The organism is Promicromonospora sp. NPDC052451, from assembly GCF_044547525.1.
GTDB lineage: Bacteria > Actinomycetota > Actinomycetes > Actinomycetales > Cellulomonadaceae > Promicromonospora.
In genome coordinates this window covers 41232-66541 of the sequence record NZ_JBIUAP010000012.1, presented here as the reverse complement: position 1 = coordinate 66541, position 25310 = coordinate 41232, and the positions used below count along the sequence as shown (strand labels likewise).

The window sequence follows — 25310 nt, the reverse complement described above, 5'->3', positions numbered from 1 at the left end:
CGGGGCTGTGGCTTCGGTCAGTTGCTCGGCCACGGGGCTGCTGCTTCGGTCAGCTGCTCGGCCTCGGGACTCGACTTCGGTCGCTTGCCTCCAGATCGGTCCTCTGATTGACCGAACTCGAGGCAAGGGACCGAAGTCGATCCGCGTCGCGGGCAGATGACCGAGGTCAGGTCTCCCGCGGGCGGCGGGTGGGCCGCGGGGGGATCGGCTTGGCGGCCGCTATCTCCGCCGCGGCCACCTCCACCTCCGTCGGTTCGGCGCGCCCGGGTACCGGGTCGGTGCGCAGGCGCAGCCCCGTGTCCGAGACCTCGACGACGAATCCGATCAGGTCGGTCCAACGGTGGGCCGAGCCGCCGTCGGACACGACCGGCCCGGCGGGTGGCAGGCGGCGTCGGACCACCACCCGCGTACCGGGCCGCAGGGCGCGCCAGCCACCCGAGGCGTCCGGCGGTGTAGCGAATGTCACGTGCGTTCTCTTTCCGGTGCGTGAGACCGGTCGGGATCTGCGGGTCTCCCGGGAGATACTAGGATCGCGCGGCAGGGCCGCCCACGCGGCCCGCGCAGTGCATGCCCCCCCCAGTCCGGAAGTGGAAGGACACCCTCGAAGTGACCTACGTGATCGCTCAGCCGTGCGTCGACGTCAAGGACCGGGCGTGCATCGAGGAGTGTCCCGTGGACTGCATCTACGAGGGCAGCCGCTCCCTCTACATCCACCCGGACGAGTGCGTCGACTGCGGCGCCTGCGAGCCGGTGTGCCCGGTCGAGGCCATCTACTACGAGGACGACGTCCCCGACGAGTGGAAGGACTACTACCGCGCGAACGTGGAGTTCTTCGACGACCTGGGCTCGCCCGGCGGCGCCGCGAAGATGGGCGTCATCGAGAAGGACGACCCGATGATCGCGGCCCTCCCGCCGCAGGCCTGACCTCGCACGCATGGGCCTGCACGACATCTCCGACCTGCCCTTCGCCTGGGACTCGCTCGACGACCTCACGGCGACGGCGAAGGCCCACCCCGGCGGCCTGATCAACCTCTCCATGGGCACGCCCGTGGACCCGACGCCGGACGTCGTGCGACATGCGCTGGAGGCGGCGTCGAACGCGCCGGGCTACCCGCTGACGGCGGGGACGCCGGCGCTGCGGCAGTCGGTCGCGGACTGGTTCGCCCGGCGCCGTGGCGTGCCGGACCTCGACCCCGCCGCCGTGGTGCCGACCATCGGCTCCAAGGAGCTCGTGGGCCTGCTGCCCGCCCTGCTGCACCTGGGTCCCGGTGACGTGGTGGTGCACCCGGCCGTGGCCTACCCGACCTACGTGGCGGGCATCCGGGCCGCCGGCGCCACGCCGCTCGCAGCCCACGACGTGGCCGACTGGGCGGGCCGCGACGACGTGCGCATGGTGTGGGTCAACTCACCCGGCAACCCGACGGGCCGCGTGCTCGACGTCGCGGCGCTGCGCGCCGTGGTCGAGGCGGCGCGGGCGATCGACGCCGTGGTCGTCTCGGACGAGTGCTATGCCGAGCTGGCGTGGGAGACGCCGTCGGGCAGCGTCCCGTCGATCCTGGACCCGCGCGTGTGCGGCGGGTCGCACGAGGGTCTGCTGGCGGCGTACTCCCTGTCCAAGCAGTCCAACATCGCGGGCTACCGGGCGGCGTTCCTGGCGGGCGACCGTGCCCTGGTGACCGATCTCACGCAGACCCGCAAGCACCTGGGCCTCATCGTGCCCGCCCCGGTGCAGGCCGCGATGACGGCGGCCCTGTCGGACGACGAGCACGTCGCCGTTCAGCGCGACCTCTACGGGGCCCGGCGGGAGGCGCTGGCCGCGGCCGTCGTCGCGGCGGGGCTCGTCGTCGACGACTCGGAGGCCGGCCTGTACCTGTGGGTGGCCGCCCCGGACGGCCGATCCGGGCTCCAGGTCGCACAATGGTTCGCGGAGCGTGGCCTCCTCACCACGCCCGGGTACCTCTACGGCGACGACCGGCACACGCGCGTGGCACTGACCTCGACTGACGCGCAGATTGCCGATGCTGTGTCGCGCCTCACACAGGCTTGACCGACGGATTGGAAAAACGAGAGCTGGGCACGATACTGTCGTGGCCCCAGGTCGACGCTGCCCCGACTGCTTTCTTCGCCGCAGTGTCCCTCGTGCGCTCTTCAGGAAGGAAGACATGACCTCCACACCGGTGGACGGCTCGAGCCGCGTCGAGCTCGCCGTCAACGGAACCACTCACCCCCTGCCTGTCGTCGCCGCGAGCGAGGGCAACGACGGCATCGTGGTGTCGTCGCTGCTCAAGGACACGGGCCTGGTCACGGTCGATCCGGGTTTCATGAACACGGCGTCGTGCGAGTCGACGATCACCTACATCGACGGTGATGCCGGCATCCTGCGCTACCGCGGGTACCCCATCGACCAGCTCGCCTCGGGCTCGACCTTCCTCGAGGTCGCGTACCTGCTCATCTACGGCGAGCTGCCGAGCGCGGCCGACCTGGACTCCTTCACCGAGCGGGTCAACCGGCACACCCTGGTGCACGAGGACTTCCGTACGTTCATGGGAACGTTCCCTCGCAACGCGCACCCGATGGCGGTGCTGGCCTCCGCGGTGAACGCGCTGTCCACGTTCTACCCGGAGTCGCTCGACCCGACCGACGACGAGCAGGTCGACCTGGCCACCGTGCTGCTGCTGGCCAAGACCCGGACCATCACGTCCTACCTGCACCGGCGCCGCGTGGGCGAGCCGCTGCTGTACCCGGACTACTCGCGGGGCTACGTCGAGGACTTCCTGCGGATGACGTTCGCGACGCCGTACGAGGCCTACGAGGCCGACCCGGTGGTCGTGGACGCGCTGGAGAAGCTGCTGGTGCTGCACGCGGACCACGAGCAGAACTGCTCCACGTCCACGGTGCGCGTGGTCGGCTCGTCGAACGCGACGCTGTACGCGTCGGTGGCCGCGGGCGTCAACGCCCTGTCGGGCCCGGCGCACGGCGGGGCCAACGAGGCCGTGCTGACCATGCTGGAGAAGATCCGCTCGGGCGGCGAGACGGTCGAGACCTTCATGAACAAGGTCAAGAACAAGCAGGACGGCGTGCGGCTGATGGGCTTCGGCCACCGCGTGTACAAGTCCTACGACCCGCGCGCGGCGATCGTGAAGAAGTCGGCCGACGAGGTGCTCGACAAGCTCGGCGCCAAGGACGAGCTGCTGGACATCGCGCGCGGCCTGGAGGAGATCGCCCTCTCGGACGACTACTTCGTGGAGCGCAAGCTCTACCCGAACGTCGACTTCTACACGGGCCTCATCTACAAGGCCATGGGCTTCGAGCCGGCGATGTTCACGCCGCTGTTCGCGCTGGGCCGCATGCCCGGCTGGATCGCCCAGTGGCGCGAGATGATCAAGGACCCGCAGACCAAGATCGGCCGCCCGCGCCAGGTCTACACGGGTGCCACGGAGCGTCCGTACGTGCCGGTGGCGTCGCGCTAGTCCGCCTCTTCCGGGCCCCCGCCAGGCGAGGTGGTCCCGAGACCTCCGGTCCCGGGACGTCCTCGCCGGACGGGGGCCCGCGTCGTGGCCGGCGTGACCTGATCGTTGCCCGCGGCGCCGGCTTTTTCGTCGTCCGTGTCACCGGCCCCGGCTAGTTTGGGCCCGTGAGTCGAGCCACCCTCCTAGCCCGCCGGTCGACGGCGCACCGCGGGTTGCTCGCGCTCGTCTGGCTGCTGGTCGCGGTCCTGACCGGGGCGCTGGGCGTGACGGTCGGCTGGACGCAGGCCGCCGCCACCGCGAGCGCCCGGGACGGGCTGCTGGCCGCCGAGCCGTCCGGTCGTGCGCTCCAGCTCTCCACCCGTCTCGCGGACGACGACGAGGCGGCCGCGCAGGACGCCCGCGTCCGGGAGGTGCTCGCCGGCCTGCTGGAGAGCGTGCCGCACCACGTCGCCTACGACGTGCGGACCGAACCCCAGTACACGCGGGGCGCCGACGGCCGGGACCTGGGCCGCTGGTCGCTCGCCCTGCTGCCCGCCGCCACCCGGGACGCCGCCCTGGCCGGTGCGGGCGCCGACGGCGTCACGCTGGTCGACGGCGCCTGGCCCGCCGCGGCGGACGAGGCGGCGGTGCAGGCGGACGCCGCACAGGCCGCCGGGCTGGCCGTCGGGGACACGCTGCGCGTGGGTGTCGACCCGGACGAGCCGGCGGCCACCGGGACGCCCGTCACCGTCGCGGCGACGTGGCGCGTGACCGACCCGGACGACGCCGTCTGGCTCGGCGACCCCGCCGTGCTCACCGGGACGGACGAGGCCCACCCCGGTCCCGTCGTGGTGAGCGAGCAGGTCGTCGCGGAGCTGGACACCGACCCGTTCGCGCGCTGGACCGTGGTGCCCGACGTCGCCGCGCTCACCCCCGCGCACCTGCCCGCCCTGGCGCGGCTCACCGGCCAGGCACAGGGCGTCCTGGGCGAGGACTCCGACGTCGCGCCCCGTGGGCTGACCGTCGCGGGCACCCTGGAGGTGACGGCCACCGACCTCGCGGACGCCCTGCGCGCGGCGGACGCCGTCGCCCTGGTGCCGCTGTGCCTGCTGGCGCTCGTCGGGCTGGTGGCCCTGGTGCAGGTCGCGCGGCTCCTGGCCGCCACCCGCGAGGGCGAGGTGTCGTTGCTCGTCTCCCGTGGGGCCGCGCCGGGCACGGTCACGACGGCCGCGGCCGTCGAGGGCGTGCTGCTGGCGCTGACCGCCGCGGCGGCGGGCGGCGTGGCCGCGTGGGCGGCCCTGCTGCTCGTGGCCCGGGCGGACGCCGGTGCGGCGGTCTCCCTGGCGACGCCGCTGGTCGTCGCCCTGGTCGTGGCGGTCGCGGCGTCGTTGGTGCTCGTGCTCGTCGCGGCGCTCCAGGCCCAGGCGGCGGTGCGGCGGCAGGTGACCGACCGGTCGGGCCGGGTACGTCAGGTGGCCGCCCTGGGCACGGTCGTGCTGACGGTGGCCGCCGCCGCGGTGAGCCTGACGCAGCTTCTGCGGTACGGGTCCCCGCTGGTCACGACCCCCGGCGGCGCGACCACCGATCCGGCCGCGGCCGCCGCCCCGGCCCTCGTCCTGGCCGCGCTCGCGGTGGTGGCGATGGCGGTGCTCGGACCCGCCACGCGGCTGTGGGCCGGTCTGGCGGGGCGGTCGCGGGGCGTCGTCGGCCCGCTGGCCGCGTGGCAGGTGGCCCGGCGGATCGTGGTCTACGTGGTGCCCGTGGTCCTGCTCGTCCTGGCCGGCGGGTCGGCCGGCCTGGCCGGCGGGTACACGGGGACCGCCGAACGCCTGCGCGCCGACGTCGACGTGCTGGCGGTCGGTGCCGACGTGCGCGTGACCGCGCCGGAGAGCGGCCGTCTCGACGCCGTGCCGTACCTGCCGGGTGGCTCGGGCCCCGGTGACTCGGCCGTCGCGTCGGCGCCCGCGCTGTCCGCCACCGCGTACGCCGACAGCAAGCCGGTCACCCTGCTCGCGCTGCCCGCCGCCGCGTTGCCGCAGGTGGTCCGGGCTCCGGGCGGCGTGCTCGACGTGCAGCGGCTGGCCACGGACCTGTCGACCGACGCCTTCGCCGACGCACCGGCGCTGCCGGACGGCGTCCACGACGTCACCCTCACCGTGCGCGGCAGCATCCGGCCGCTCGACGGCTGGACCGAGCAGCCCGGACCGCCGCACGAGCTCGACGCGGCGCTCGTGCTCGCCACGCCCGACGGGACGCTCGCCACGGTCCCGCTCGGGCAGCTGACCGCGGGCGACGGGACCGCCGGCACCCTGGGCGAGGCCGAGACCGAGCATGCGCTGACCGGCGACGTCCCGCCCGCGCCCGCGGGGCAGGCGTGGCGGGTGGTCGGCCTGGACCTGGACACCCGGCCCGGCTGGTCCGCGGCGGAGCTGACCCTGTCGGTGGCCGGCCTGGTGGCGGACGGGACACCCGTGGCGGACGCCGCGTGGACGCCGTCGGAGACCCTCGACGGTGCGGGCCTGGAGCTGAGCCCGGACGCGCCGACCGGGACCGCGGAGCTGACCATGCCGCTCGGCGGCGCCGCGACCGGCGCGAGCCGCCTGCGCCTCCTGACCACGCCTGACCCCGGACCGGTGCCCCTGCTCGCCTCGACCTCCCTGACGGACACGCTGGGCATCGCGCCCGGCGACACGTTCGAGCTGACCCTGGGCGGCACTCGGCTGCCGGTGGTCGCGGCGGCGTCGGCGGGCACGGTGCCCGGGGCGCTCGACCCGTATGCCGCGCTGCTGGACCGAGGTGCGCTGGCCACCCTGCTCGTGCGCGACGTGAGCGACCCGCTGCTGACCAGCGAGGTCTGGCTCGCCGCCGGACCGCCGGGCGGCCCCGCACCCGCGGCCGCCGTGACCCGACTGGCCGACGAGGCGACGGCCGAGGCCGGCAGGTCCGCGGGCCGCGAGCAGGCCGGCGTCCTGACCTCCGGTTCCGGGGCCGCGGACGCCGCCGTACCGGTGCGCGTCTCGTTCTGGCTCGCCGCCGCCGGCGCGACGGTGCTGGCCCTGGCCGGCGTGCTCGCGGTGGCCGTCGCCACCCTGCGCGAGCGGCGTGGTGAGGTGGTCGTGCTGCGTGCCGTCGGGCTCGGTCCCGTCGCCCAGGCCCGGTCGCGGGTCACGGAGCTGGTGACGGTCGGCCTGGCGGCGCTCGTCGTGGGCGCCGTCGCGGGCTGGGCCGTGGCGCGCCTGCTGGCCGGGGGCCTCGCCGCCGCGACCCTCACCGGCATCGGCACGGCCCCGCCCGCCCGGTTCGTCCTCGAGACGACCGGGACCGGTCTGGTGCTGGCGGCAGCCGTGGCCGGGCTCGTGCTGGTCGCGACCGGCGTGGGCGCGCGCGTGGCCGCACAGGCTCGTGACACCACCTACCGCGAGGAGGTCCGCTGATGGGGGCACTGTCCGGGCTGGGCCTGCTCGCGCGGCGCCAGCTACGCACCTCCTGGGGCGCGACGGCGACGCTCGGCCTGGTCGCGTTCCTCGCGGCGGGTGTGCTCTCGACGGCACCCCGGGCCGTCTCGGCGATGCACGCCGACCAGGTGGTCTACGAGACGGCCGCGGCGTCGGGACCGGCGCGTGACGTGATCTCCGTGGTCGGGGCCGTCCCCGGTCAGCCCATGAGCGGCATGTTCTACGACCCGGGCCAGGCCGGGTCCGGTGTGCCGGACGAGCCGGACTGGGCGCCCTTCACCGAGAACCTGGACGCGGTGCGTGCCGAGACGCCCGAGCCGTTGCGTTCGGCGATGGGGGCCCCGCGCTTCCACGTCACCTCGACGGACGCCGCCTACACCCGCCCGGTGCCCCGGTCGGAGCTGGCCGAGGCGAAGGTCTTCCTCCGTGCCGCGACCGACCTCGACGAGCACGCCGAGCTCGTCGAGGGACGCTGGCCGGCCGCCACCGCGGAACCCGTCGTCGACGGCGAGGACCAGCCCCTCGGACAGCCCACCCGCCCGGCCCCGCCGGTCGAGGTGGCGGTCTCGCGCGCCGTGGCCGACACCTACGGCTGGGAGCTGGGCGGCCGGTACGACAACCTCGCCGGCGTCGGCGTGGTCGCCCTGGCCGACCGCTACCCGTCGCTCGTGGTGACGGGCATCTTCGAGACCGGCGACCCGGACGCCGACTACTGGCTGCACCACGCCCTCGCGGCTCGGGCGTCTGTCGTCGCCGACCCCAACCGCGGGCTGCTCGGCACGGCCACGGCCTACGTGAACCCGGCCATGATCACACCGGTCACGCTCGGCATGGCCGAGACCCGGGTGTGGTACCCGGTGGACACCGACGGCGTGACCGCCGCCGCCGTACCGGAGCTCCTGGCGCAGGTCAACGGCCAGTCGGCGCAGACGTTCCTCGTGCCGGCCGGCCCGGACGACCCGGCGCCCCTCCAGCTGCGGCCCGCGAGCCGGCTGGGCGAGATCCTGGAGCGCCTGCTCGCGCAGCGCACCGGCGTCGACGCCATCGTGGCCGTCCTCGCCGTCGGGCCGCTCGGGGCCACGCTCGCCGTGCTCGCCCTGGGGGCGCGGCTCGTCGTGGACCGGCGGCGCCCGGCGCTCGCCCTGCTGCGGGCGCGCGGCGCCTCCGGCACGCAGCTCCGCCTGCTCATGGGCGGCGAGGGGCTCGTCGTGGGTCTCGGCTGCGCCGCCCTCGGGTTCGCGGCCGGGCTGGCCGTCACGACGGTCGCGGGCGTGACCTCGCCCGTCACGGTGAGCCAGGTGGGTCTCGCGCTCGCGGCGGGACTCGCTCCCGCGCTCGCCCTCGCGCTGGCGACCTCGCCCGCGGGCCTGCGCCCGACCCGGAGCGATCTCGCGCCGCGCTCCCGCAGCCGGGTGCGCTGGGTGCTGGAGCTGCTCGTGGTCGCCGGGGCCGTGCTGGCCACCTGGCTGCTGCTGTCCCGGGGCGTCGTCGCGGGAGCTGGCGGCGGTTCCGGCGTCGACCCGCTGGTCGCGGCGGCCCCGCTGCTGGTGTCCCTCGCGCTGACCCTGCTCGCGGTGCGGGCCTACCCGTGGCTGGCCCTCGCGGTCGAGCGGGCGCTCGCGCCGCGTCGCGACCTGGTGCCGTTCCTGGGCGCGGCACGAGCCACGCGCGACCCGGCGGGCGGGCCGGTACCGGCGGTCGCCCTCGTGCTGGCCGTGGCGGTCGCCGCCACCTCGGCGGTGCTGTACTCCACCGTCTCGGGCGGGATCGTCCGCGAGGCATGGCGCGCGACCGGGGCCGACCTGCGGGTCTCCGGTCCCATCGTCGACGAGGCCGGCGCCGGCCAGATCGCCGCGCTCGATGGCGTCGACGCGGTCACTCCCGTCGCCGACGTGGGTGACGCCGTGCTGCAGGGCGAGGGGTCGGCGCCCCGCGCGCGGGTGTACACGGTGGACGCGGAACGGCTCGCGCAGGTCCAGCAGGACGTCGCGGGCAGTCCTGAGACGCTCGCGGCGCTCACCGGGCCGGACGGCCCGGACGCAGCGGTACCCGTCATCCTCACCCGTGGTGCCGCCGGCCCCGGCGTCGCGCCGGGGACCACGGGGATCACGCTGGCGACCCAGGAGGGGAGCGTGCCCGTCAAGGTGGTCGACGTGGTCGACGAGCTGCCCGGCCTGCCCGCCGGCCGCGCGCTGGTGCTCGCCGACACCGAGCGTCTGGAGCTGGGCACCGGCGACAGCTCCTTCGCCCGCCTCGCGCTGGTCGGCCTGTCCGACGACGCCGACCGCGCGGCCGTGACCGCCGAGATCTCGCGGCTGCTGCCGTCGGCAGTGGTCGAGGACCCGGACCAGGAGGCCGACGCCCTGCGCGCGGCCCCGGTCTCGGCCGGGCTGGTGGCCGCGTTCGTGCTGGCCGTGGTGCTGGCGGCCCTGCTCTGCGTGGCCGCGGTCGTGATGACCCTGATGCTCGCGGCCCCGGCGCGGGCCCGGTTGCTCGCCGTGCTGCAGACGCTCGGCATGTCGTCGCGCCAGGGGCGCGGGCTCGTGGGGTGGGAGATCGGGCCGTGGGCCGTGATCGCGCTCCTGGTGGGCGCGGTGCTCGGGGTGGCGGTGCCGTCGCTCGTGCTGGCGGCGGTGGACGTCACCGCCCTGACCGGCGGGGTGACCCAGCCGAGGCCGGAGTACGACCCGGTGCTGCTCGGCGCGGCGGCCGCGGGCTTCCTTGTCGCCGTGCTGGCCGCGGTCGGCGTCGCCGCCGCGCTCGGCCGGCGCGGCGAGGTGGCGGCCCAGCTCCGGATGGGAAGCAATGACTGAGGAGGGAGACGCGATGAGCACGACCATCGAGCTGACCGGCGGCGCCCCGGCGTCGGCCGCCCGTGCGGGTGGGGGCGAGATCCGGTGCGGCGACCTGGTGCGGATCTTCGCCACCGACGGCGTCGAGGTCCAGGCGCTGCAGGGCCTGACCCTGAGCGTCGACCCGGGCGAGATCGTGGCCGTCGTGGGCGCGTCCGGCTCGGGCAAGTCCACGCTGCTGACCATCCTCTCCGGCCTGGACACGCCGACGGGCGGGTCCGCGGTGGTAGCGGGGACCGACCTGCTCACCATGGGACACGCCGAACGGGTGCGGTACCAGCGCTCGACCGTGGGCTTCGTGTGGCAGCAGACCTCCCGCAACCTGCTGCCGTACCTCACGGCGAGCGAGAACGTGCGGCTCCCGCTGGAGCTGGCCGGCACGCTGCCGCGGCGCGACCGCGCGCGTCGCGTCGAGGACCTGCTCGAGCTGCTGGAGGTGGGCCACGCGGCCGGGCGGCGACCCGGCGAGATGTCCGGTGGTGAGCAGCAGCGCACCGCCATCGCGGTCGCGGTGGCCAACGACCCCCGCGTGCTGCTGGCCGACGAGCCCACGGGCGAGCTCGACGAGGCCACCTCGGTCGAGGTGCTGGAGGCCCTGCGCGGCGTGAACCGGGAGACGGGCGTGACCACGTTGATCGTCACGCACGACCCGACGGTGTCCGAGCACGTGGCGCGCACCGTCCAGATCCGCGACGGCCGGACGTCCACGGAGACGCTACGCCGCACGGAGGTGGACGAACACGGCGCCGAACGGCACGTCGCCGAGGAGTTCGCGGTGGTCGACCGGGTCGGGCGCCTGCAGCTCCCGCAGGACTTCGTGCACGCGCTCGACCTGCGCGACCGCGTGCGGCTGGCCCTGGAGCCGGACCACGTCGGGGTGTGGCCGGCGGCGCCGGGTGCCACCACCGGGCGCACAGAGACCGGGCGGACAGAGACCGGGCGGACAGAGACCGGGCGCACAGACGCCGGACGCACCGGGACCGAGGAGGACCGATGACCACGACGACGCCCGCGCGCACCGTGCTGCGTGCCGAGGGGCTCACCCGCGTGTTCGGTACCGGCCCGGGCGAGGTGCACGCCCTGACGGACGCGTCGGTGGAGGTCGCCGCGGGCGAGCTGCTGGTGGTGCGCGGCCCGTCGGGCTCGGGCAAGACCACGCTGCTGAACCTGCTCGGGGGACTGGACCGGCCCACGTCGGGTGGCGTGTGGCTCGGCGACGCGGAGCTGACGGCACTGGGGGAGAAGGCGGTGCTCGCCGCGCGGCGTGACCGGATCGGCTACGTGTTCCAGTCGTTCGGGCTGGTGCCGGTGCTCTCGGCGGCCGAGAACGTGGAGGTGCCCCTGCGCCTGCGGCGGACGGCCCCGGCCGAGCGCGCCCGGCGGGTGGCCGAGGCCCTTGCGGCTGTGGGCCTGAGCGGGCACGCGAAGCAGCGTCCGTACGAGCTGTCGGGCGGGCAGCAGCAGCGGGTGGGTATCGCGCGGGCACTCGTGGCCGAACCCGAGGTGCTGCTCGCCGACGAGCCCACCGGACAGCTCGACTCCGCCACCGCGGCGGTCGTGATGGACCTGCTGGCCCGGGTGGTGCACGAACGCGGGGTGGCGGCCGTCGTCTCCACGCACGACCCCGAGCTGATGGCGCGGGCGGACCGGGTGGTGGAGCTGCACGACGGGCGGGTGAAACCAGCCGCTGACGGGTGAAATTCCTGGTGAACGGCCTCACGGCGGCTTTGTTACGGGTGTGAGAACCACCTGGTCAGAACTGTTACCCGGTGTTACCCGTGCATACCGAGATGGTCACAACTCGGTGGCGTTTCCCCGGTGGTGGTCATCACCATTCGCGCGGAGCGGTTACGTTAGGTCGTGATACCACGGGGCGCAAGGAAGCGCCCGCATCACTCCGGACGGCACCCGCCGGACCGGGGTGTACTGCTACCCAGGAGGACACGTGACACCTCGAAAGCGACTTGTGGGGCTCGGCGCGTTCGCGCTCGCCTCGTCGCTCGTGCTGACCGCTTGCGGCGGTGGCGGCGGCGATGACACCGGCGACGGCGGCGCCAGCACCGGCATCGTGACGGTCGGCAACGGTGAACCGCAGAACCCGATCATCCCCACCATGACCAACGAGACCTTCGGGTCCAAGGTCACGAGCAACATCTTCGCCGGTCTCGTGTACTACGACGCCGAGGGCGTCGTGCACAACGAGGTCGCGGAGTCGATCGAGTCGGACGACAACCAGGTCTGGACGATCACGCTCAAGGACGGCTGGGAGTTCTCGGACGGCACGCCGGTCACGGCACAGAGCTTCGTGGACGCCTGGAACTACGGCGCCTACGGCCCCAACGCACAGAACCTGAGCTACTTCTTCGAGCCCATCGAGGGCTTCGCGGACGTCCAGGTCCCCACGGACGACGCCGGTGAGCCCACCGGTGAGGACCCCGCCGCCGACACGCTGTCGGGCCTCGAGGTCGTCAGCGACACCGAGTTCACCGCGACGCTCACGCAGCCGGAGTCCGACTTCCCGCTGCGGCTGGGCTACTCGGCCTTCTACCCGCTGCCCGAGTCGTTCTTCGACGACCCGGAGGCGTTCGGCGAGGCCCCGATCGGCAACGGCCCCTACGTCCTGGAGACCTGGGAGCACAACTCGCTGATCGAGCTGCGCCCGAACGAGACGTACGCGGGTGAGCGCGAGGTCCAGAACGGTGGTGTCGACCTGGTCGCCTACACCGACGAGGACTCGGCGTACAACGACCTGCTCGACGGCAACCTGGACATCGTCACCAACGTCCCGGCCTCCGCCTTCGGCACGTTCGAGGACGAGCTGGGCGACCGCGCCGTCAACCAGCCGGCCGCCGTCATCCAGGTCATCAACGTCCCGGAGTACAACGAGAAGCTCAAGGGCGAGGCGGGCCTCCTGCGCCGCCAGGCCATCTCGATGGCGATCGACCGTGAGGCCATCACCGAGACCGTGTTCTCCGGCTCGCGCACCCCGGCCACTGACTTCACCTCGCCGGTGATCAACGGCTGGAGCGAGGACCTCGAGGGCAACGAGGTGCTCGACTACAACCCGGAGGAGGCCAAGGCGCTCTGGGACGAGGCCGAGGCTATCGAGCCGTGGGGTGACGAGCCCCTGTACATCGCGTCCAACGCGGACAGCGACCACCAGTCGTGGATCGACCCGACCTGCAACGGCATCCGCGACACGCTCGGCATCGACTGCGAGTTCGACGCCTACCCCACGTTCGACGAGTTCCTCGACGCGCGTGACAACGAGGAGATCAAGGGTCTCTTCCGCGGCGGCTGGCAGGCCGACTACCCGGCCATGAGCAACTTCCTCGGCCCGATCTACGGCACGGGCGCCGGCTCGAACGACATGGGCTACTCGTCCGAGGAGTTCGACGCCAAGCTCAAGGAGGCCAACGGCGAGTCCGACCCGGACACCGCCATCGAGCTCTACAAGGAGGCCCAGACGATCCTGTTCCAGGACCTGCCGGGTATCCCGCTCTGGTACAACAACGCGACCGGCGGCTGGTCCGAGGCCGTGGACAACGTCGTGTTCGGCTGGGACAGCGACCCGATCCTGTACCAGGTGACCAAGTCGGAGTGAGCCTGATCACGACCGGACCCCCGGTGTGACGCTCCGCTCCAGGTGAGGCGGGGTACGCGCGACGCGTACCCCGCCTTCCACTGTGCTGTGGCGCACCGCTGCGGAGTTGTCCGGGAGAATGGTTCGCTGAAACCGCCCAAGGAGAATTCTCGATGCTTTGGTATCTCGGACGCCGGCTGCTGCAGGTGATCCCTGTGTTTCTCGGCGCCACCCTCTTGCTGTACGCGCTGGTGTTCCTGCGTCCCGGTGACCCCGTGGCGGGCCTGGGCGGTGAGCGTGGGCTGCCCGAGGCCGTGCAGCAGCAGATCCGCGCCCAGTTCCACCTGGACCAGCCGTTCATCGTGCAGTACCTGTACTTCCTGAAGGGCATCTTCACCTTCGACCTCGGCAACACGTTCACCGGCCGCCCCGTGGCGGACGTGGTGGCGGAGGCGCTGCCCATCACGTTCCAGCTCGCGATCATGGCGCTCGCGATCGAGACGATCTTCGGCATCGGCTTCGGCCTCTTCGCCGGCCTGCGCAAGGGCAAGTTCTTCGACTCGACGGTGCTGGTCCTCAGCCTGCTGCTCATCGCCCTGCCGACGTTCGTCACCGGCCTGGTGCTGCAGATCGTCGTGGGCGTCCAGCTCGACTGGCTGCCCGTCACCGCGGGACGAGATCCCGACTTCGTCAGCTTGCTGATGCCCGCCATCGTGCTGGCCACCACCTCGTTCGCCCAGATCCTGCGCCTGACCCGCACCTCGGTCATCGAGAACGTCACCGCGGACTTCGTGCGCACGGCGCGGGCCAAGGGCCTGTCGCGCGGCAAGGTGGTCAACCGGCACGTGCTGCGCAACTCGCTGATCCCCGTCGTCACGTTCATCGGCGTGGACCTGGGCAACCTGATGACCGGCTCGATCGTCACCGAGGGCATCTTCAACATCCGCGGCGTCGGCGGCACGCTCTTCGAGGCGATCGCCCGCGGGGAGTCGGTCACGATCGTGACGATGTCCACCGTGATCGTGCTCGTCTACATCGTCGCCAACCTGCTCGTGGACCTGCTCTACGCCGTCCTGGACCCGAGGATCCGTTATGCCTGAGAACCGCTACGACAAGGCCCCGCGTCCGGGCCAGGGCCGCTACGTGGCCGCACCGGAGGACGTCAAGGTCGGCGTGGTCGACGCCGTCTCGACCGACGAGGCGCCGTCGAGCATGTGGCGCGAGGCATGGCGCGAGATGAGCCACCGGCCGCTGTTCTGGGTCTCCGCCGCCATGATCGTGGTCGTCATCGTGGTTGCCGTCGCCCCGGGCCTGTTCACCTCGTCGCTGCCGCGCGCGGGGTGCGACCTGGCGAACTCGTTGCTCCCGCCGTCGAGCGAGCACTTCTTCGGCACGGACAAGAACGGCTGCGACATCTACACCCGCACCCTCTACGGGGCCAAGGCCTCGGTGCTGGTCGGTCTGCTCACCACGGTCTTCGTCGTGGTGCTCGGCACGGCCATCGGCGCCATCGCCGGCTACTACGGCGGCTGGACCGACACGATCCTGTCGCGCATCACGGACATCTTCTTCGCCGTGCCGTTCGTGCTCGCCGCGATCGTCATCCTCAGCATCGTTCCGTCCCGCAGCCCGCTCGCGGTGGCTCTCGTGCTGGCGTCCTTCGGCTGGACCACGATCGCCCGCATCACACGTGGCGCCGTGCTCAGCGTGAAGAACAACGAGTTCGTCACCGCGTCGAAGGCGCTCGGCATGAGCCGCGGCGCGATCCTCTGGCAGCACGTGCTGCCGAACTCCGCCGCGCCGATCATCGTGTACTCCACGGTGGCGCTCGGTACGTTCATCGTGGCCGAGGCCACGCTGACGTTCCTTGGCATCGGCCTCGACCCGTCGACGGTCTCGTGGGGCGGTGACCTCTCCAACGGGCGGTCCTCGATCCGCACCAACCCGGAGATCATGTTCTACCCGGCCGCCGCACTCGCCTTCACCGTGCTCGGCTTCATCATGCTGGGCGACGTCGTGCGCGACGCCCTCGACCCGAAGGCGAGGAAGCGATGACCACCACGATCACCCTCACCGACGGTTCCACCGAGGACGCCCCGGTGCCCGCCGAGAAGCGCGACGACAACACCCCGCTGCTCGAGATCAAGGACCTGAAGATCTCGTTCACCACGGCGACCGGCGTCGTCGACGCCGTGCGCGGCGTGGACCTCACTGTCTACCCGGGCCAGTCCGTGGCCATCGTGGGCGAGTCGGGTTCCGGCAAGTCCACGACCGCGCACGCGATCATCGACCTGCTGCCCGGCACCGGCAAGGTGACCGGCGGGTCCATCACGTTCGGCGGCCGCGAGCTCGTGGGGCTCAAGCGCCGGCAGGTCGAGGACATCCGTGGCCGTGAGATCGGCCTGGTCCCGCAGGACCCGATGTCCAACCTGAACCCGGTGTGGCGCATCGGCACGCAGATCGACGAGGCCCTGGTGGCCAACGGCTTCCAGGGCACCAAGGCGGAGCGCACCGCGCGCGTCGCCGAGCTGCTCGGCGAGGCCGGCCTGCCCGACGCCGAGCGCCGGGCCCGCCAGTTCCCGCACGAGTTCTCCGGCGGTATGCGCCAGCGTGCGCTCATCGCGATCGGTCTGGCCTCGCGGCCCAAGCTGCTCATCGCGGACGAGCCCACCTCCGCCCTCGACGTGACGGTCCAGAAGAAGATCCTGGACCACCTGGAGGGCCTCACCGCCGAGCTCGGCACGGCCGTCCTGTTCATCACGCACGACCTGGGTCTGGCCGCCGAGCGCGCCGAGCACCTCGTGGTGATGTACAAGGGCAAGGTCGTCGAGTCGGGCCCGGCGCTGCAGATCCTCCAGGACCCGCAGCACGAGTACACCAAGCGGCTCGTGGCCTCGGCCCCGTCGCTGGCGTCGCGTCGTATCCAGTCCGCGCACGCGCGCGGCCAGGAGTCCGAGGACCTGCTCGCCGAGCACGCCGACGAGGCCGCCACGACGGCGCCCGACGTCGTCGTGGCGAAGGACCTGACCAAGGTGTTCCACATCCGTGGCTCCCGGCCGGGTACGCACACCGACTTCACGGCGGTGGACGGCATCGACTTCACGCTGCCCAAGGGCCACACGCTGGCCCTGGTGGGGGAGTCGGGCTCCGGCAAGTCGACGGCGGCCAACATGGTGCTGGGACTGCTCGAACCGACGTCGGGCACGGTGATGTTCGACGGCAAGGACGTGGCGAAGATGTCCGCGAAGGAGCAGTTCGCGCTGCGCCGTCGCGTGCAGCCGGTGTTCCAGAACCCGTACGGGTCGCTGGACCCGACGTACTCGATCTACCGCTCGATCGAGGAGCCGCTCGTCCTGCACAAGGTGGGCGACCGCAAGTCCCGCGAGGCGCGCGTGCGCGAGCTGCTCGACATGGTGTCGCTGCCGCAGGCCACCATGCGCCGGTTCCCGAACGAGCTGTCGGGCGGGCAGCGGCAGCGCATCGCCATCGCGCGTGCGCTGGCGCTCAAGCCCGAGGTGCTGGTGCTCGACGAGGCCGTCTCGGCGCTCGACGTGCTGGTCCAGGCGCAGATCCTGACGCTGCTCAACGACCTGCAGGCCGAGCTGGGGCTGTCCTTCCTGTTCATCACGCACGACCTCGCGGTGGTCCGGCAGATCGCCGACCTCGTCGCGGTGATGAAGGACGGCAGCATCGTGGAGCACGCGACCACCGACGAGGTGTTCGACAACCCGCAGCAGGAGTACACGCGGGACCTCCTGGCGGCGATCCCGGGCGCGAGCCTGGAGATCGGCGGCTGACCGCTTCCTCCACGCACGTCTCAGGCCCTCAGGTCGCTCCGGCGGCCTGAGGGCCTGACGCATTCGGTGTGTTCACCGCGCAGTGACACGGTCGACACCTGGGGATTTCGATTCGCGGGTAAGATGGGTGGTGCTGCGAGACCGGTCCCTTCGGGCCAGAGTCCGCGCCCCCTGACCTCCCTTCTGGAAATGAGTGCTCCGTGACCGTGCCTGCAACCGCGCCGACCTCGGCCCGTGCGACCCGTTCCGACCTGCGTAACGTCGCCATCGTGGCCCACGTCGACCACGGCAAGACCACGCTCGTGGACGCCATGCTGAAGCAGGCGGGCGCGTTCTCGGCGCACCAGCACGTGGACGACCGCGTGATGGACTCCGGCGACCTGGAGCGTGAGAAGGGCATCACGATCCTCGCCAAGAACACCGCGATCCGGTACGCCGGCCCCGCGGCCGCGGCGAGCGGTGAGCCCGACGGCATCACCATCAACGTGATCGACACCCCCGGCCACGCCGACTTCGGCGGCGAGGTCGAGCGCGGCCTGTCCATGGTCGACGGCGTCGTGCTGCTGGTCGACGCGTCCGAGGGCCCGCTGCCCCAGACGCGCTTCGTGCTGCGCAAGGCCCTGGCCGCCAAGCTGCCGGTCATCGTCGTCGTGAACAAGGTGGACCGCCCCGACGCGCGCATCAGCGAGGTCGTCGCCGAGACCACCGACCTGCTGCTCGGCCTGGCCGGCGACCTGTCGGACGAGGTCGAGGACCTCGACCTGGACGCCATCCTCGACGTGCCCGTCGTGTACGCGTCGGCCAAGGCCGGCCGCGCCTCCACCGACCAGCCCGCCGACGGCGGCCTGCCGGACAACGAGGACCTCGAGCCGCTGTTCGCCACGATCCTCGAGAAGATCCCCGCGCCGACCTACGAGGAGGGCGTGCCGCTGCAGGCCCACGTCACCAACCTCGACGCGTCGCCATTCCTCGGCCGCCTCGCGCTGCTGCGCATCCACAACGGCACCCTGTCCAAGGGTCAGAACGTGGCGTGGGCCCGGCACGACGGCACGCTGCAGAGCGTGAAGATCACCGAGCTGCTGGAGACCAAGGCGCTCGACCGCGTGCCGACCGACAAGGCCGGCCCCGGCGAGATCGTCGCCGTCGCGGGCATCGCCGACATCATGATCGGCGAGACCCTCACCGACATCGACGACCCGCGCCCCCTGCCGCTCATCACGGTGGACGACCCGGCCATCTCGATGACCATCGGTATCAACACCTCGCCCCTGGCGGGCAAGGGCGGCAAGGGCCACAAGGTCACCGCGCGCCAGGTGAAGGACCGCCTCGACTCCGAGCTCATCGGTAACGTCTCGCTGAAGGTGCTGCCGACCGAGCGTCCGGACGCCTGGGAGGTGCAGGGCCGTGGTGAGCTCGCGCTGGCCATCCTGGTGGAGCAGATGCGCCGCGAGGGCTTCGAGCTCACGGTCGGCAAGCCGCAGGTGGTCACCAAGGAGATCGACGGCAAGCGCCACGAGCCCATGGAGCGCATGACCATCGACGTGCCCGAGGAGTACCTCGGCTCCGTCACGCAGCTCCTCGCGCAGCGCAAGGGCCGCATGGAGACCATGACGAACCACGGCACCGGCTGGGTCCGCATGGAGTTCATGGTGCCGGCGCGTGGCCTCATCGGCTTCCGCACCCAGTTCCTCACGGACACGCGCGGCACCGGTATCGCGGCGTCGATCTCCGAGGGCTACGAGCCGTGGCACGGTCCCATCGAGTCGCGCATGACGGGCTCGCTGGTCGCGGACCGCGCCGGCAAGGTCACGCCGTTCGCCATGATCAACCTCCAGGAGCGCGGCTCCTTCTTCGTGGACCCCACGCAGGAGGTGTACGAGGGCATGATCGTCGGCGAGAACTCGCGCAACGAGGACATGGACGTCAACATCACCAAGGAGAAGAAGCTGACGAACATGCGGTCCTCGACCGCCGACAACTTCGAGAACCTCATCCCGCCGCGCAAGCTCACGCTCGAGGAGTCGCTGGAGTTCGCGCAGGAGGACGAGTGCGTCGAGGTGACCCCCGAGGTCGTCCGCATCCGCAAGGTCGTGCTGAACGCCACGGACCGCGCCCGCGCCGCGGCCCGCGCCAAGCGCTCCTGACCACGCCCTGCCGTTGAGTGCTGGATCTTCGCCCTTGAACTGCCGTTCCGAGGGCGAAGATCCAGCACTCAACGCTTTGTCCGGGGGGCTGGTGGTCGTGCATGCGCATCCCGACGACGAGACGCTGTCGACCGGTGGGCTGATCGCCACGTTCGCGGCGGCCGGGCTGCCCGTGTGCGTGGTCACCTGCACGCGCGGCGAGCGGGGCGAGGTGATCGCCCTGCCCGGGACGACGTCGGAGGGGCTCGCCGGCCTCGAGGGCGACGGTCCTGCCCTGGGCGCCTACCGCGAGACGGAGCTGGCTGCGGCGCTGGAGCATCTGGCGCGCGACGCCGAGGGACCCGGCCGGATCGAGCATGTCTTCCTGGACATGCTGCCCGGTGTACCGGACACCGTCTCCGGTGCGCCCGGCGCGGTGTCTGGTGTGTCCGGCGTCCTGTCCGGTGCGCCGGGCCTGCCCGCGGGCGTCGCGCCGTTCGTCGCCGGCACCCCCGGCGCAGCGCGGTACGAGGACTCGGGCATGGCCTGGGTGGCACCGGGTGTCGCCGGCCCCGCACCCGACTCCCCGCCGACGGCGTTCGCGCGGGTGCCGCTCGACGAGCCCGCCGGGCGGCTCGCGGCGCTGATCCGGGCGCGGCGTCCCGCCGTCGTCGCCACGTACGAGCCGGGGGGCGGTTACGGCCACCCCGACCACGTGCGCACGCACCAGGTGACCGTCCGTGCGCTCGAGCTCGCGGCCGGTCCGGCCGTGCGGCAGGGGCAGCCGTGGGACGGCCCGGAGCTGTGGCAGGCCGTCGCACCGGCCGCCGAGGTGCGCGCGGCGCGGGCGACCCTCGCCGCCCTTCCGGAGGCCCGGGAGCTCGCGACGACCCACGCCCTCACCCTCCCGGACCCGCACGAGCCCCTCCCTCCGCTGGCGAAGCCCACCCTGGACGCGTGCTGGTCGGCTCCAGAGCCTGCAGACCCGCAGCCGTGGTCGGCAGAAGGCCAGGTGATCGGCACCCCGGGGTACCGATCACCTGACGATCTGCCGATCACCCGGTTCGGTGGGGCGGCTGGTCCGGGCGCGGTGCGGGTCGATGTGCGGCCCGTGCTGGGGCGGGTCGTCGCCGCGCTGCGGGCGCACGCGACCCAGGTGCAGCACGCGACGGCGCTGCCCCACGCGGTGGGGGCCGTCGTCGGCTGGTACGCCCTGTCGAACGACGTGCTGGCGCCCCTTCTCGCCGACGAGACCTACCTGGTGACCCGGCCGTTCCGCTGAGGGGGCTCAGCGCTCCTGGAGGGCGTCCAGCGCGATCGCCATGGCGGCCACGAGCCGGCGGTCGAGCTGCGGGTCGTGGATGTTCACGACGTACCGGTCACGCAGGCCCCACTTCTTCTCCACGGAGAACGCGGGCCGGCCCTCGACCAGGAAGTCGAAGTGGTACGGCAGCCAGTCGACCTCGGCCAGCCGCCGGATGATCGCGACGGCGGTGCTGCGCTCGGAGCCGGTGGCCGTGGCGTACCCCGGCTGCTCCAGGTGCCAGGTGCTGCGCAGCAGCGAGCGTGCGAAGTCCTTGCGGAACGAGCCGATGGGGGAGCCGCCCGCGTCGACGACGTCGTAGGTGGCGCCGAGGTCGATGACCTGCCGCGCCTTGAAGCCGAGCACGGCCTCCTGCTTCTTCTCGTCCGTGTAGAGCGTCACCTGCTCACGGAACGCCATGCGCTTCTGCTGCGCGAAGGCGTAGAGGTCGCCCTCGGAGCCGTCGGGCCGGGCGCCGTGCACCTCGTACTGGTTGACCAGCATCCGGATGCGCTGTCGGACGATGAGCTGCGTCTGTGCCTGGAGCGTGTTCACCCGCGGGAGTGTTCCACATCCGCAGGACCCTCCCAGGTGCGTGCTGGACAATGGTCGGGTGAACTCACCCGGACGTCACCTCGGACGAACGATCGTGCGCACCCTGCTGGCCGTCCTGCTCGGCGTGGTGCTGGGCGCGCTCGGGACGGTGGTGCACCGGTACGGCGACGAGTCCTGGTACCTCGGTCTCGTGCTCGCCCTCGCCCTGACCGCCGCCGCGGGCGTCCTCGCGCGCGCCTGGGCGGGTTATGGCACGCTGCTGGGGTTCGGTGTGGGCTGGGTCGCCATGGTGCAGGCCCTGTCCCTGCCGGGTTCGGGGGGCGACGTCGTGGTGCCGGCGGGCCTGCTGGGCATGGTCTGGTCGTATGCCGGGGTGGCCGTGCTGGCCGTCGTGGCGTTCCTGCCGTCGTCGTGGTTCGCGGAGGTTCCGGCGCGCCGGAACCGGTCTGCCGCCTGAGGCCTGCGCGTCTGCGCGAAGTGCTTCAGGATGGTGGGCAGGATTGATACACAACCTCCACCTCGGGACGTCCGGTACGCGACCTTGAGTCGGATTCCTGCTCGATAGGATTCCCGGCAGGGCGGCCCCGTCCAGCGGATTCGCCGCAGTCTCGGTGCGCCCTGGGGGACGCGGAGGGCCCGCGTCTCGGGTAGTTGCACGGAGCGTGCCGATGGGTCAGCCGACCGAGCGTGACGAACCGCTCGAGCCGACGTCAGACGAGAACGCCGGGACGGAACCTGCCCCGGCGATGCCTCCCCGCCTGTCCCGGACGCGCCCAGGCAGCGTTCCCCGACAGGTTGCCACACCCCCCGCACGGCCGACCGACCCGGGAGCCGTGCAGTTCGCAGCACCGGCCGGTCGACCGACCGCACAGCCGGCTTCCCCGTCCCCAGAGAAAGCCCAGCCCGTGACCCCTCCGGAGCAGTCCGAGGCCCCGAAGGCCCGCCAGCCCGTCACCCCGCCGGCCATCCCGCCGGTCACGCCCGCGCGCGCCCAGGAGGCAGCGGCGGACGCCGCGTCGTCCGCAGCGTCGCCGCACGAGCCCGCCGCGTCGCCGTCGGACGCCGGGAAGCCGGCTGCGACGTCGGACGCCGCCAAGCCCGCTGCGATGTCGGACGGCGGTGCTGAGCCCGCCGTGACGTCGGACGGCGGTGCGACGACGGCCGACGCGGGGTCCGGTGCCTCGCCGGCCGGGGCCGACCGGCCGGAGGCGACACCCGTCGACGCCGGGCGGACCCCCGCAGCGTCGGCCGCCGCGGCTCCCGGACCGGGCGGCGCCCAGCCGTCGGGTACGCCGGCCGTCCCCGCGGGGTCCGCTCCGCGCGCGGGTGACGCCGCCCCGTCCGCAGGCGGGCAGGGTGCGTCGGTGCCGGGCGCGGCGTCGGCCCCGGCCGTTCCCGTGCGGAGCAAGCCGAGCCCGTCGGCGGACCAGCCGGGCTCGTCGTCCGCGACCCCGGCCGAGCCGCCGAGCGCCGACAACCCGGACGTGGCCGTGCTGCAGACGGTCGTCAACGAGCTCGCGACCCCGGCGACCAAGGCCACCACCACGCCGAAGAGCGGGTACACGCCGCGTGTCTTCGCGTTCGAACGGCCGCCCAAGCAGGCGCCGGGCGCGGGCAGCACCCCGAACGCCGCCCCCGGTGCGTCCGGTTCGGGCGCGACGCCGGGCGCAGCCGCCGGTGCCGCTGCGGGTGCTGCGGCCGGTTCTGCTGCGAGGGCCGCCGGAGGTGCTGCCGCGGGTGCCGCCGCCGGAGACGCGACGCCGTCCGGCGACGCGTCTCCGTCCGCTGCTCCGGTGAGCAGGCCCGCGACGGAGAACGCGCCGACCAACGCCTCGAAGGGCGCGGCGCCTGCCGGCCCCGCGTCCTCCGACACCTCGTCAGGCGATGCATCAGCCAACACCCCGGCCGACGCATCGCCCGGCACATCGCCCGGCACGGCTCCGGCCAGGACGTCCGCCTCCGTCCCCGCGGGCCCGGCAGCCGCCGGCGCCCCATCGGCCACCAAGGACACGGCAGCAGCCGTCGCGGCGAGCGCGGCCGCCGCCTCCGCCGCGGCGTCCGGCGCCACCCCCGCTGCCTCGGGCGGCACTGCGCCTGTCGCTGCCCCCGGCGTCACCCCGCTGGGCGTGGTGTCCGCCCCGTCCACCCCTGCGCCGGGCGTCGCCGCGTCCGCTCCCGCAGCCCCGCCGGCACCGGCGACCCCCGGTGCGCCGCCGTCGGTGCCGCCGCGTTCGCTCATCCCGCGGTCGGGCCCGGACTCCGGCGCACCGTCCGGCCCGGGTAGCGTGCCCGCTCCGGACGGTGGCCAGAACTCGTTCCTCAAGCCGCTGACCGGCGCGATCCAGCGCGTCTCGCGCTGGGCGCCGGTGAACCCCGGCGCGGCGGCCGCGTCCGCGCAGCAACCGGCCGGACCTGCCGGACCTGCCGGACCTGCCGGACCTGGCGGACCTGGCGGGCCGGGCGCCCCGGCCGCCCCGGGCAGCTTCTACGGGCTCGCCGGCGACGGCGCCCCGAGCCGCGGCCCGAAGTTCGCGCTGTTCGCGGTGCTCGCCGCCGTCGTGCTGTTCGGCGTCTACTCGCTCGTGGCCTGGAGCCTGAGCGACCGGGTGCCGAAGGAGACCACGGTGGCCGGCGTCGACATCGGCGGCATGACGCAGGCCGAGGCCGCCTCCGCGCTGACGGAGCAGCTCGGCCCGCGGCTCAAGGAGCCGATCGCCCTGACGGCGGGCGAGGGCAAGGCACAGCTCTCCCCGGAGCCGAGCGGCCTCGCGATCGACGCCGAGGCGACGGCGGCCGAGCTCACCGGCTTCTCGCTGAGCCCGGTGCGCATGTGGGCGCACATGTTCGGCGGCACCGAGGAGGAGCTGGTCCTGGACATCGACTCCGAGAAGTTCGACGCCGCCGTGGCGGGCCTCGAGGAGTCGCTCACCGTCGCGCCCGTGGACGGCACCGTGTCGTTCGTCGACGGGCAGCCGGCCAAGACCGACGCGAAGGACGGATCGCGGATCGTCACCAGCGAGACGTCGCGGATCATCCAGGAGCGTTGGCTGCACGACGAGGGGCCGTTCGACCTGCCGATCGAGACCGTCGAGCCGACGATCACGCAGCAGGAGACGGATGACAGCTTCGCCGTGGCGCAGAAGGTCGTCTCGGCGCCCGTCACGGTGTCGGTGGGCGGGCAGAAGCCCGTGCTCACGCCCACGGTCCTGGCCGAGCTGGTGCGGTTCGAGCAGCGGGACGGGACACTGCGGGCCATCGTGGACCGCGACGCCGCCGTCGCGGCGATCGTCGAGGGTACGACCGACCTGCTGGAGGTCCCGGACGACGCGCACTTCGAGTTCGTGGGCGGCACGCCGACGGTCGTCGAGGGCAAGACCGGCACCACCCTGGACCCGGTCGAGACCGGCAAGGCCCTGCGGATCGCCGTGACGAGCGACGACCGCGAGACGTCGGTCGAGCTGGTCGAGCAGGACCCGAAGGAGACCGTCGAGTCGCTCGAGGCACTGGGCGTCAAGGAGATCGTCTCCGAGTTCAGCACGCCGCTGACGGACGAGCCCGTACGCACCCAGAACCTGGTGCGGGGCGCCGAGATGGTCACGGGCAACCTGGTCAAGCCCGGCGAGACCTTCTCCCTGCTGGAGGCCCTGGCGCCGATCACCCTGGAGAACGGGTACTTCGACGCGGGCGTCGTCGAGAACGGCGAGCACGTGGAGGCGGTGGGCGGTGGTCTCTCGCAGATGGCCACCACCTCGTTCAACGCGGGCTTCTTCGCCGGGTTCGACGACATCGAGCACCACGCGCACTCCTACTGGTTCCCGCGCTACCCGGCAGGCCGTGAGGCCACGATCTACGTGGGCGCCAAGGACATGAAGTTCCGCAACGACACCCCGTACGGCGCGGTCATGCAGGCTTTCGTGGCGGACGGCAAGCTCACGGTCCGCATCTGGAGCACCAAGTACTACACGGTGCAGGAGAGCACCAGCCCCAAGCGGAACATCGTGCCGAAGACGACCATCCACGACTCGTCGGCGGACTGCCAGCCGTACCCGGGCGGTGAGGACGGCTTCTCGGTCACCATCTCCCGCAAGGTGCTCCACGAGGGAAAGGTGGTCAAGGAGAACTCCTTCAACCACACCTACAACCCCGACAACCCTGTGGTCTGCGACTGACCGGGCGGCTCGAACGGCTCACTG

General features: G+C 72.9%; 17 protein-coding genes. 15 read left to right on the top strand and 2 right to left on the bottom strand.

Annotated elements, in window-relative coordinates; all coding sequences use genetic code 11:
• Nucleotides 1–166 precede the first annotated feature (166 nt).
• Nucleotides 167–466, bottom strand: a complete 300-nt coding sequence (locus tag ACIG47_RS19990) for a DUF6725 family protein (protein ID WP_397432859.1) — start codon at nt 464–466, stop codon at nt 167–169.
• A 140-nt stretch (nt 467–606) separates the two neighbouring features.
• On the opposite strand from ACIG47_RS19990, the gene fdxA reads away from it, so the two are divergent.
• From fdxA to ACIG47_RS19925, 13 genes are all read left to right on the top strand, one after another.
• Nucleotides 607–924 carry a ferredoxin gene (gene fdxA, locus ACIG47_RS19985; protein WP_020017584.1) on the top strand — a complete coding sequence of 106 codons (318 nt, stop codon included), beginning with the start codon at nt 607–609 and terminating at the stop codon, nt 922–924.
• A 10-nt stretch (nt 925–934) separates the two neighbouring features.
• Nucleotides 935–2047 (top strand): succinyldiaminopimelate transaminase, encoded by a 1113-nt coding sequence (gene dapC, locus ACIG47_RS19980; RefSeq protein WP_397432857.1) that lies wholly within the window; start codon nt 935–937, stop codon nt 2045–2047.
• A gap of 115 nt (nt 2048–2162) precedes the next feature.
• A complete protein-coding gene (locus tag ACIG47_RS19975; RefSeq protein WP_397415095.1) occupies nt 2163–3470 on the top strand; it encodes a citrate synthase in 1308 nt (435 codons plus the stop codon).
• A 164-nt stretch (nt 3471–3634) separates the two neighbouring features.
• Nucleotides 3635–6883 (top strand): FtsX-like permease family protein, encoded by a 3249-nt coding sequence (locus ACIG47_RS19970; protein WP_397432855.1) that lies wholly within the window; start codon nt 3635–3637, stop codon nt 6881–6883.
• Nucleotides 6883–9717 (top strand): FtsX-like permease family protein, encoded by a 2835-nt coding sequence (locus tag ACIG47_RS19965; RefSeq protein ID WP_397432854.1) that lies wholly within the window; start codon nt 6883–6885, stop codon nt 9715–9717. The genes ACIG47_RS19970 and ACIG47_RS19965 overlap by 1 nt, the downstream gene beginning before the upstream one ends.
• A 13-nt stretch (nt 9718–9730) precedes the next feature.
• Entirely contained in the window at nt 9731–10753 is a 1023-nt protein-coding gene (locus ACIG47_RS19960) for an ABC transporter ATP-binding protein (RefSeq protein WP_397432853.1), read from the top strand.
• A complete protein-coding gene (locus ACIG47_RS19955) occupies nt 10750–11454 on the top strand; it encodes an ABC transporter ATP-binding protein (RefSeq protein WP_397432851.1) in 705 nt (234 codons plus the stop codon). Before ACIG47_RS19960 ends, ACIG47_RS19955 begins: the two co-directional genes overlap by 4 nt.
• Before the next feature lie 247 nt (nt 11455–11701).
• Nucleotides 11702–13360, top strand: a complete 1659-nt coding sequence (locus ACIG47_RS19950) for an ABC transporter substrate-binding protein (RefSeq protein WP_397432850.1) — start codon at nt 11702–11704, stop codon at nt 13358–13360.
• Nucleotides 13361–13512: 152 nt separating this feature from the next.
• Complete coding sequence (locus ACIG47_RS19945) at nt 13513–14439, top strand: ABC transporter permease (RefSeq protein ID WP_397432848.1); 927 nt, start codon at nt 13513–13515, stop codon at nt 14437–14439.
• On the top strand, nt 14432–15394 hold the full coding sequence (locus ACIG47_RS19940) for an ABC transporter permease (RefSeq protein WP_397432847.1): 963 nt from the start codon (nt 14432–14434) through the stop codon (nt 15392–15394). Before ACIG47_RS19945 ends, ACIG47_RS19940 begins: the two co-directional genes overlap by 8 nt.
• On the top strand, nt 15391–17136 hold the full coding sequence (locus ACIG47_RS19935) for a dipeptide ABC transporter ATP-binding protein (RefSeq protein WP_397432846.1): 1746 nt from the start codon (nt 15391–15393) through the stop codon (nt 17134–17136). Before ACIG47_RS19940 ends, ACIG47_RS19935 begins: the two co-directional genes overlap by 4 nt.
• 200 nt (nt 17137–17336) lie before the next feature.
• Complete coding sequence (gene typA / locus ACIG47_RS19930) at nt 17337–19280, top strand: translational GTPase TypA (protein WP_397415115.1); 1944 nt, start codon at nt 17337–17339, stop codon at nt 19278–19280.
• A gap of 97 nt (nt 19281–19377) precedes the next feature.
• Nucleotides 19378–20541: a PIG-L family deacetylase gene (locus ACIG47_RS19925; protein WP_397432844.1), complete on the top strand. Its 1164-nt coding sequence runs from the start codon at nt 19378–19380 to the stop codon at nt 20539–20541.
• Between the two features lie 6 nt (nt 20542–20547).
• Here the strand turns inward: ACIG47_RS19925 and ACIG47_RS19920 are convergent, their stop codons facing one another.
• Complete coding sequence (locus tag ACIG47_RS19920; protein ID WP_397415119.1) at nt 20548–21117, bottom strand: hypothetical protein; 570 nt, start codon at nt 21115–21117, stop codon at nt 20548–20550.
• A 94-nt stretch (nt 21118–21211) separates the two neighbouring features.
• Here ACIG47_RS19920 and ACIG47_RS19915 point away from each other — a divergent pair, with 94 nt between their 5' ends.
• Nucleotides 21212–21574: a hypothetical protein gene (locus ACIG47_RS19915; protein WP_397415122.1), complete on the top strand. Its 363-nt coding sequence runs from the start codon at nt 21212–21214 to the stop codon at nt 21572–21574.
• Between the two features lie 448 nt (nt 21575–22022).
• Complete coding sequence (locus ACIG47_RS19910) at nt 22023–25286, top strand: VanW family protein (RefSeq protein WP_397432842.1); 3264 nt, start codon at nt 22023–22025, stop codon at nt 25284–25286.
• Nucleotides 25287–25310: the final 24 nt, after the last annotated feature.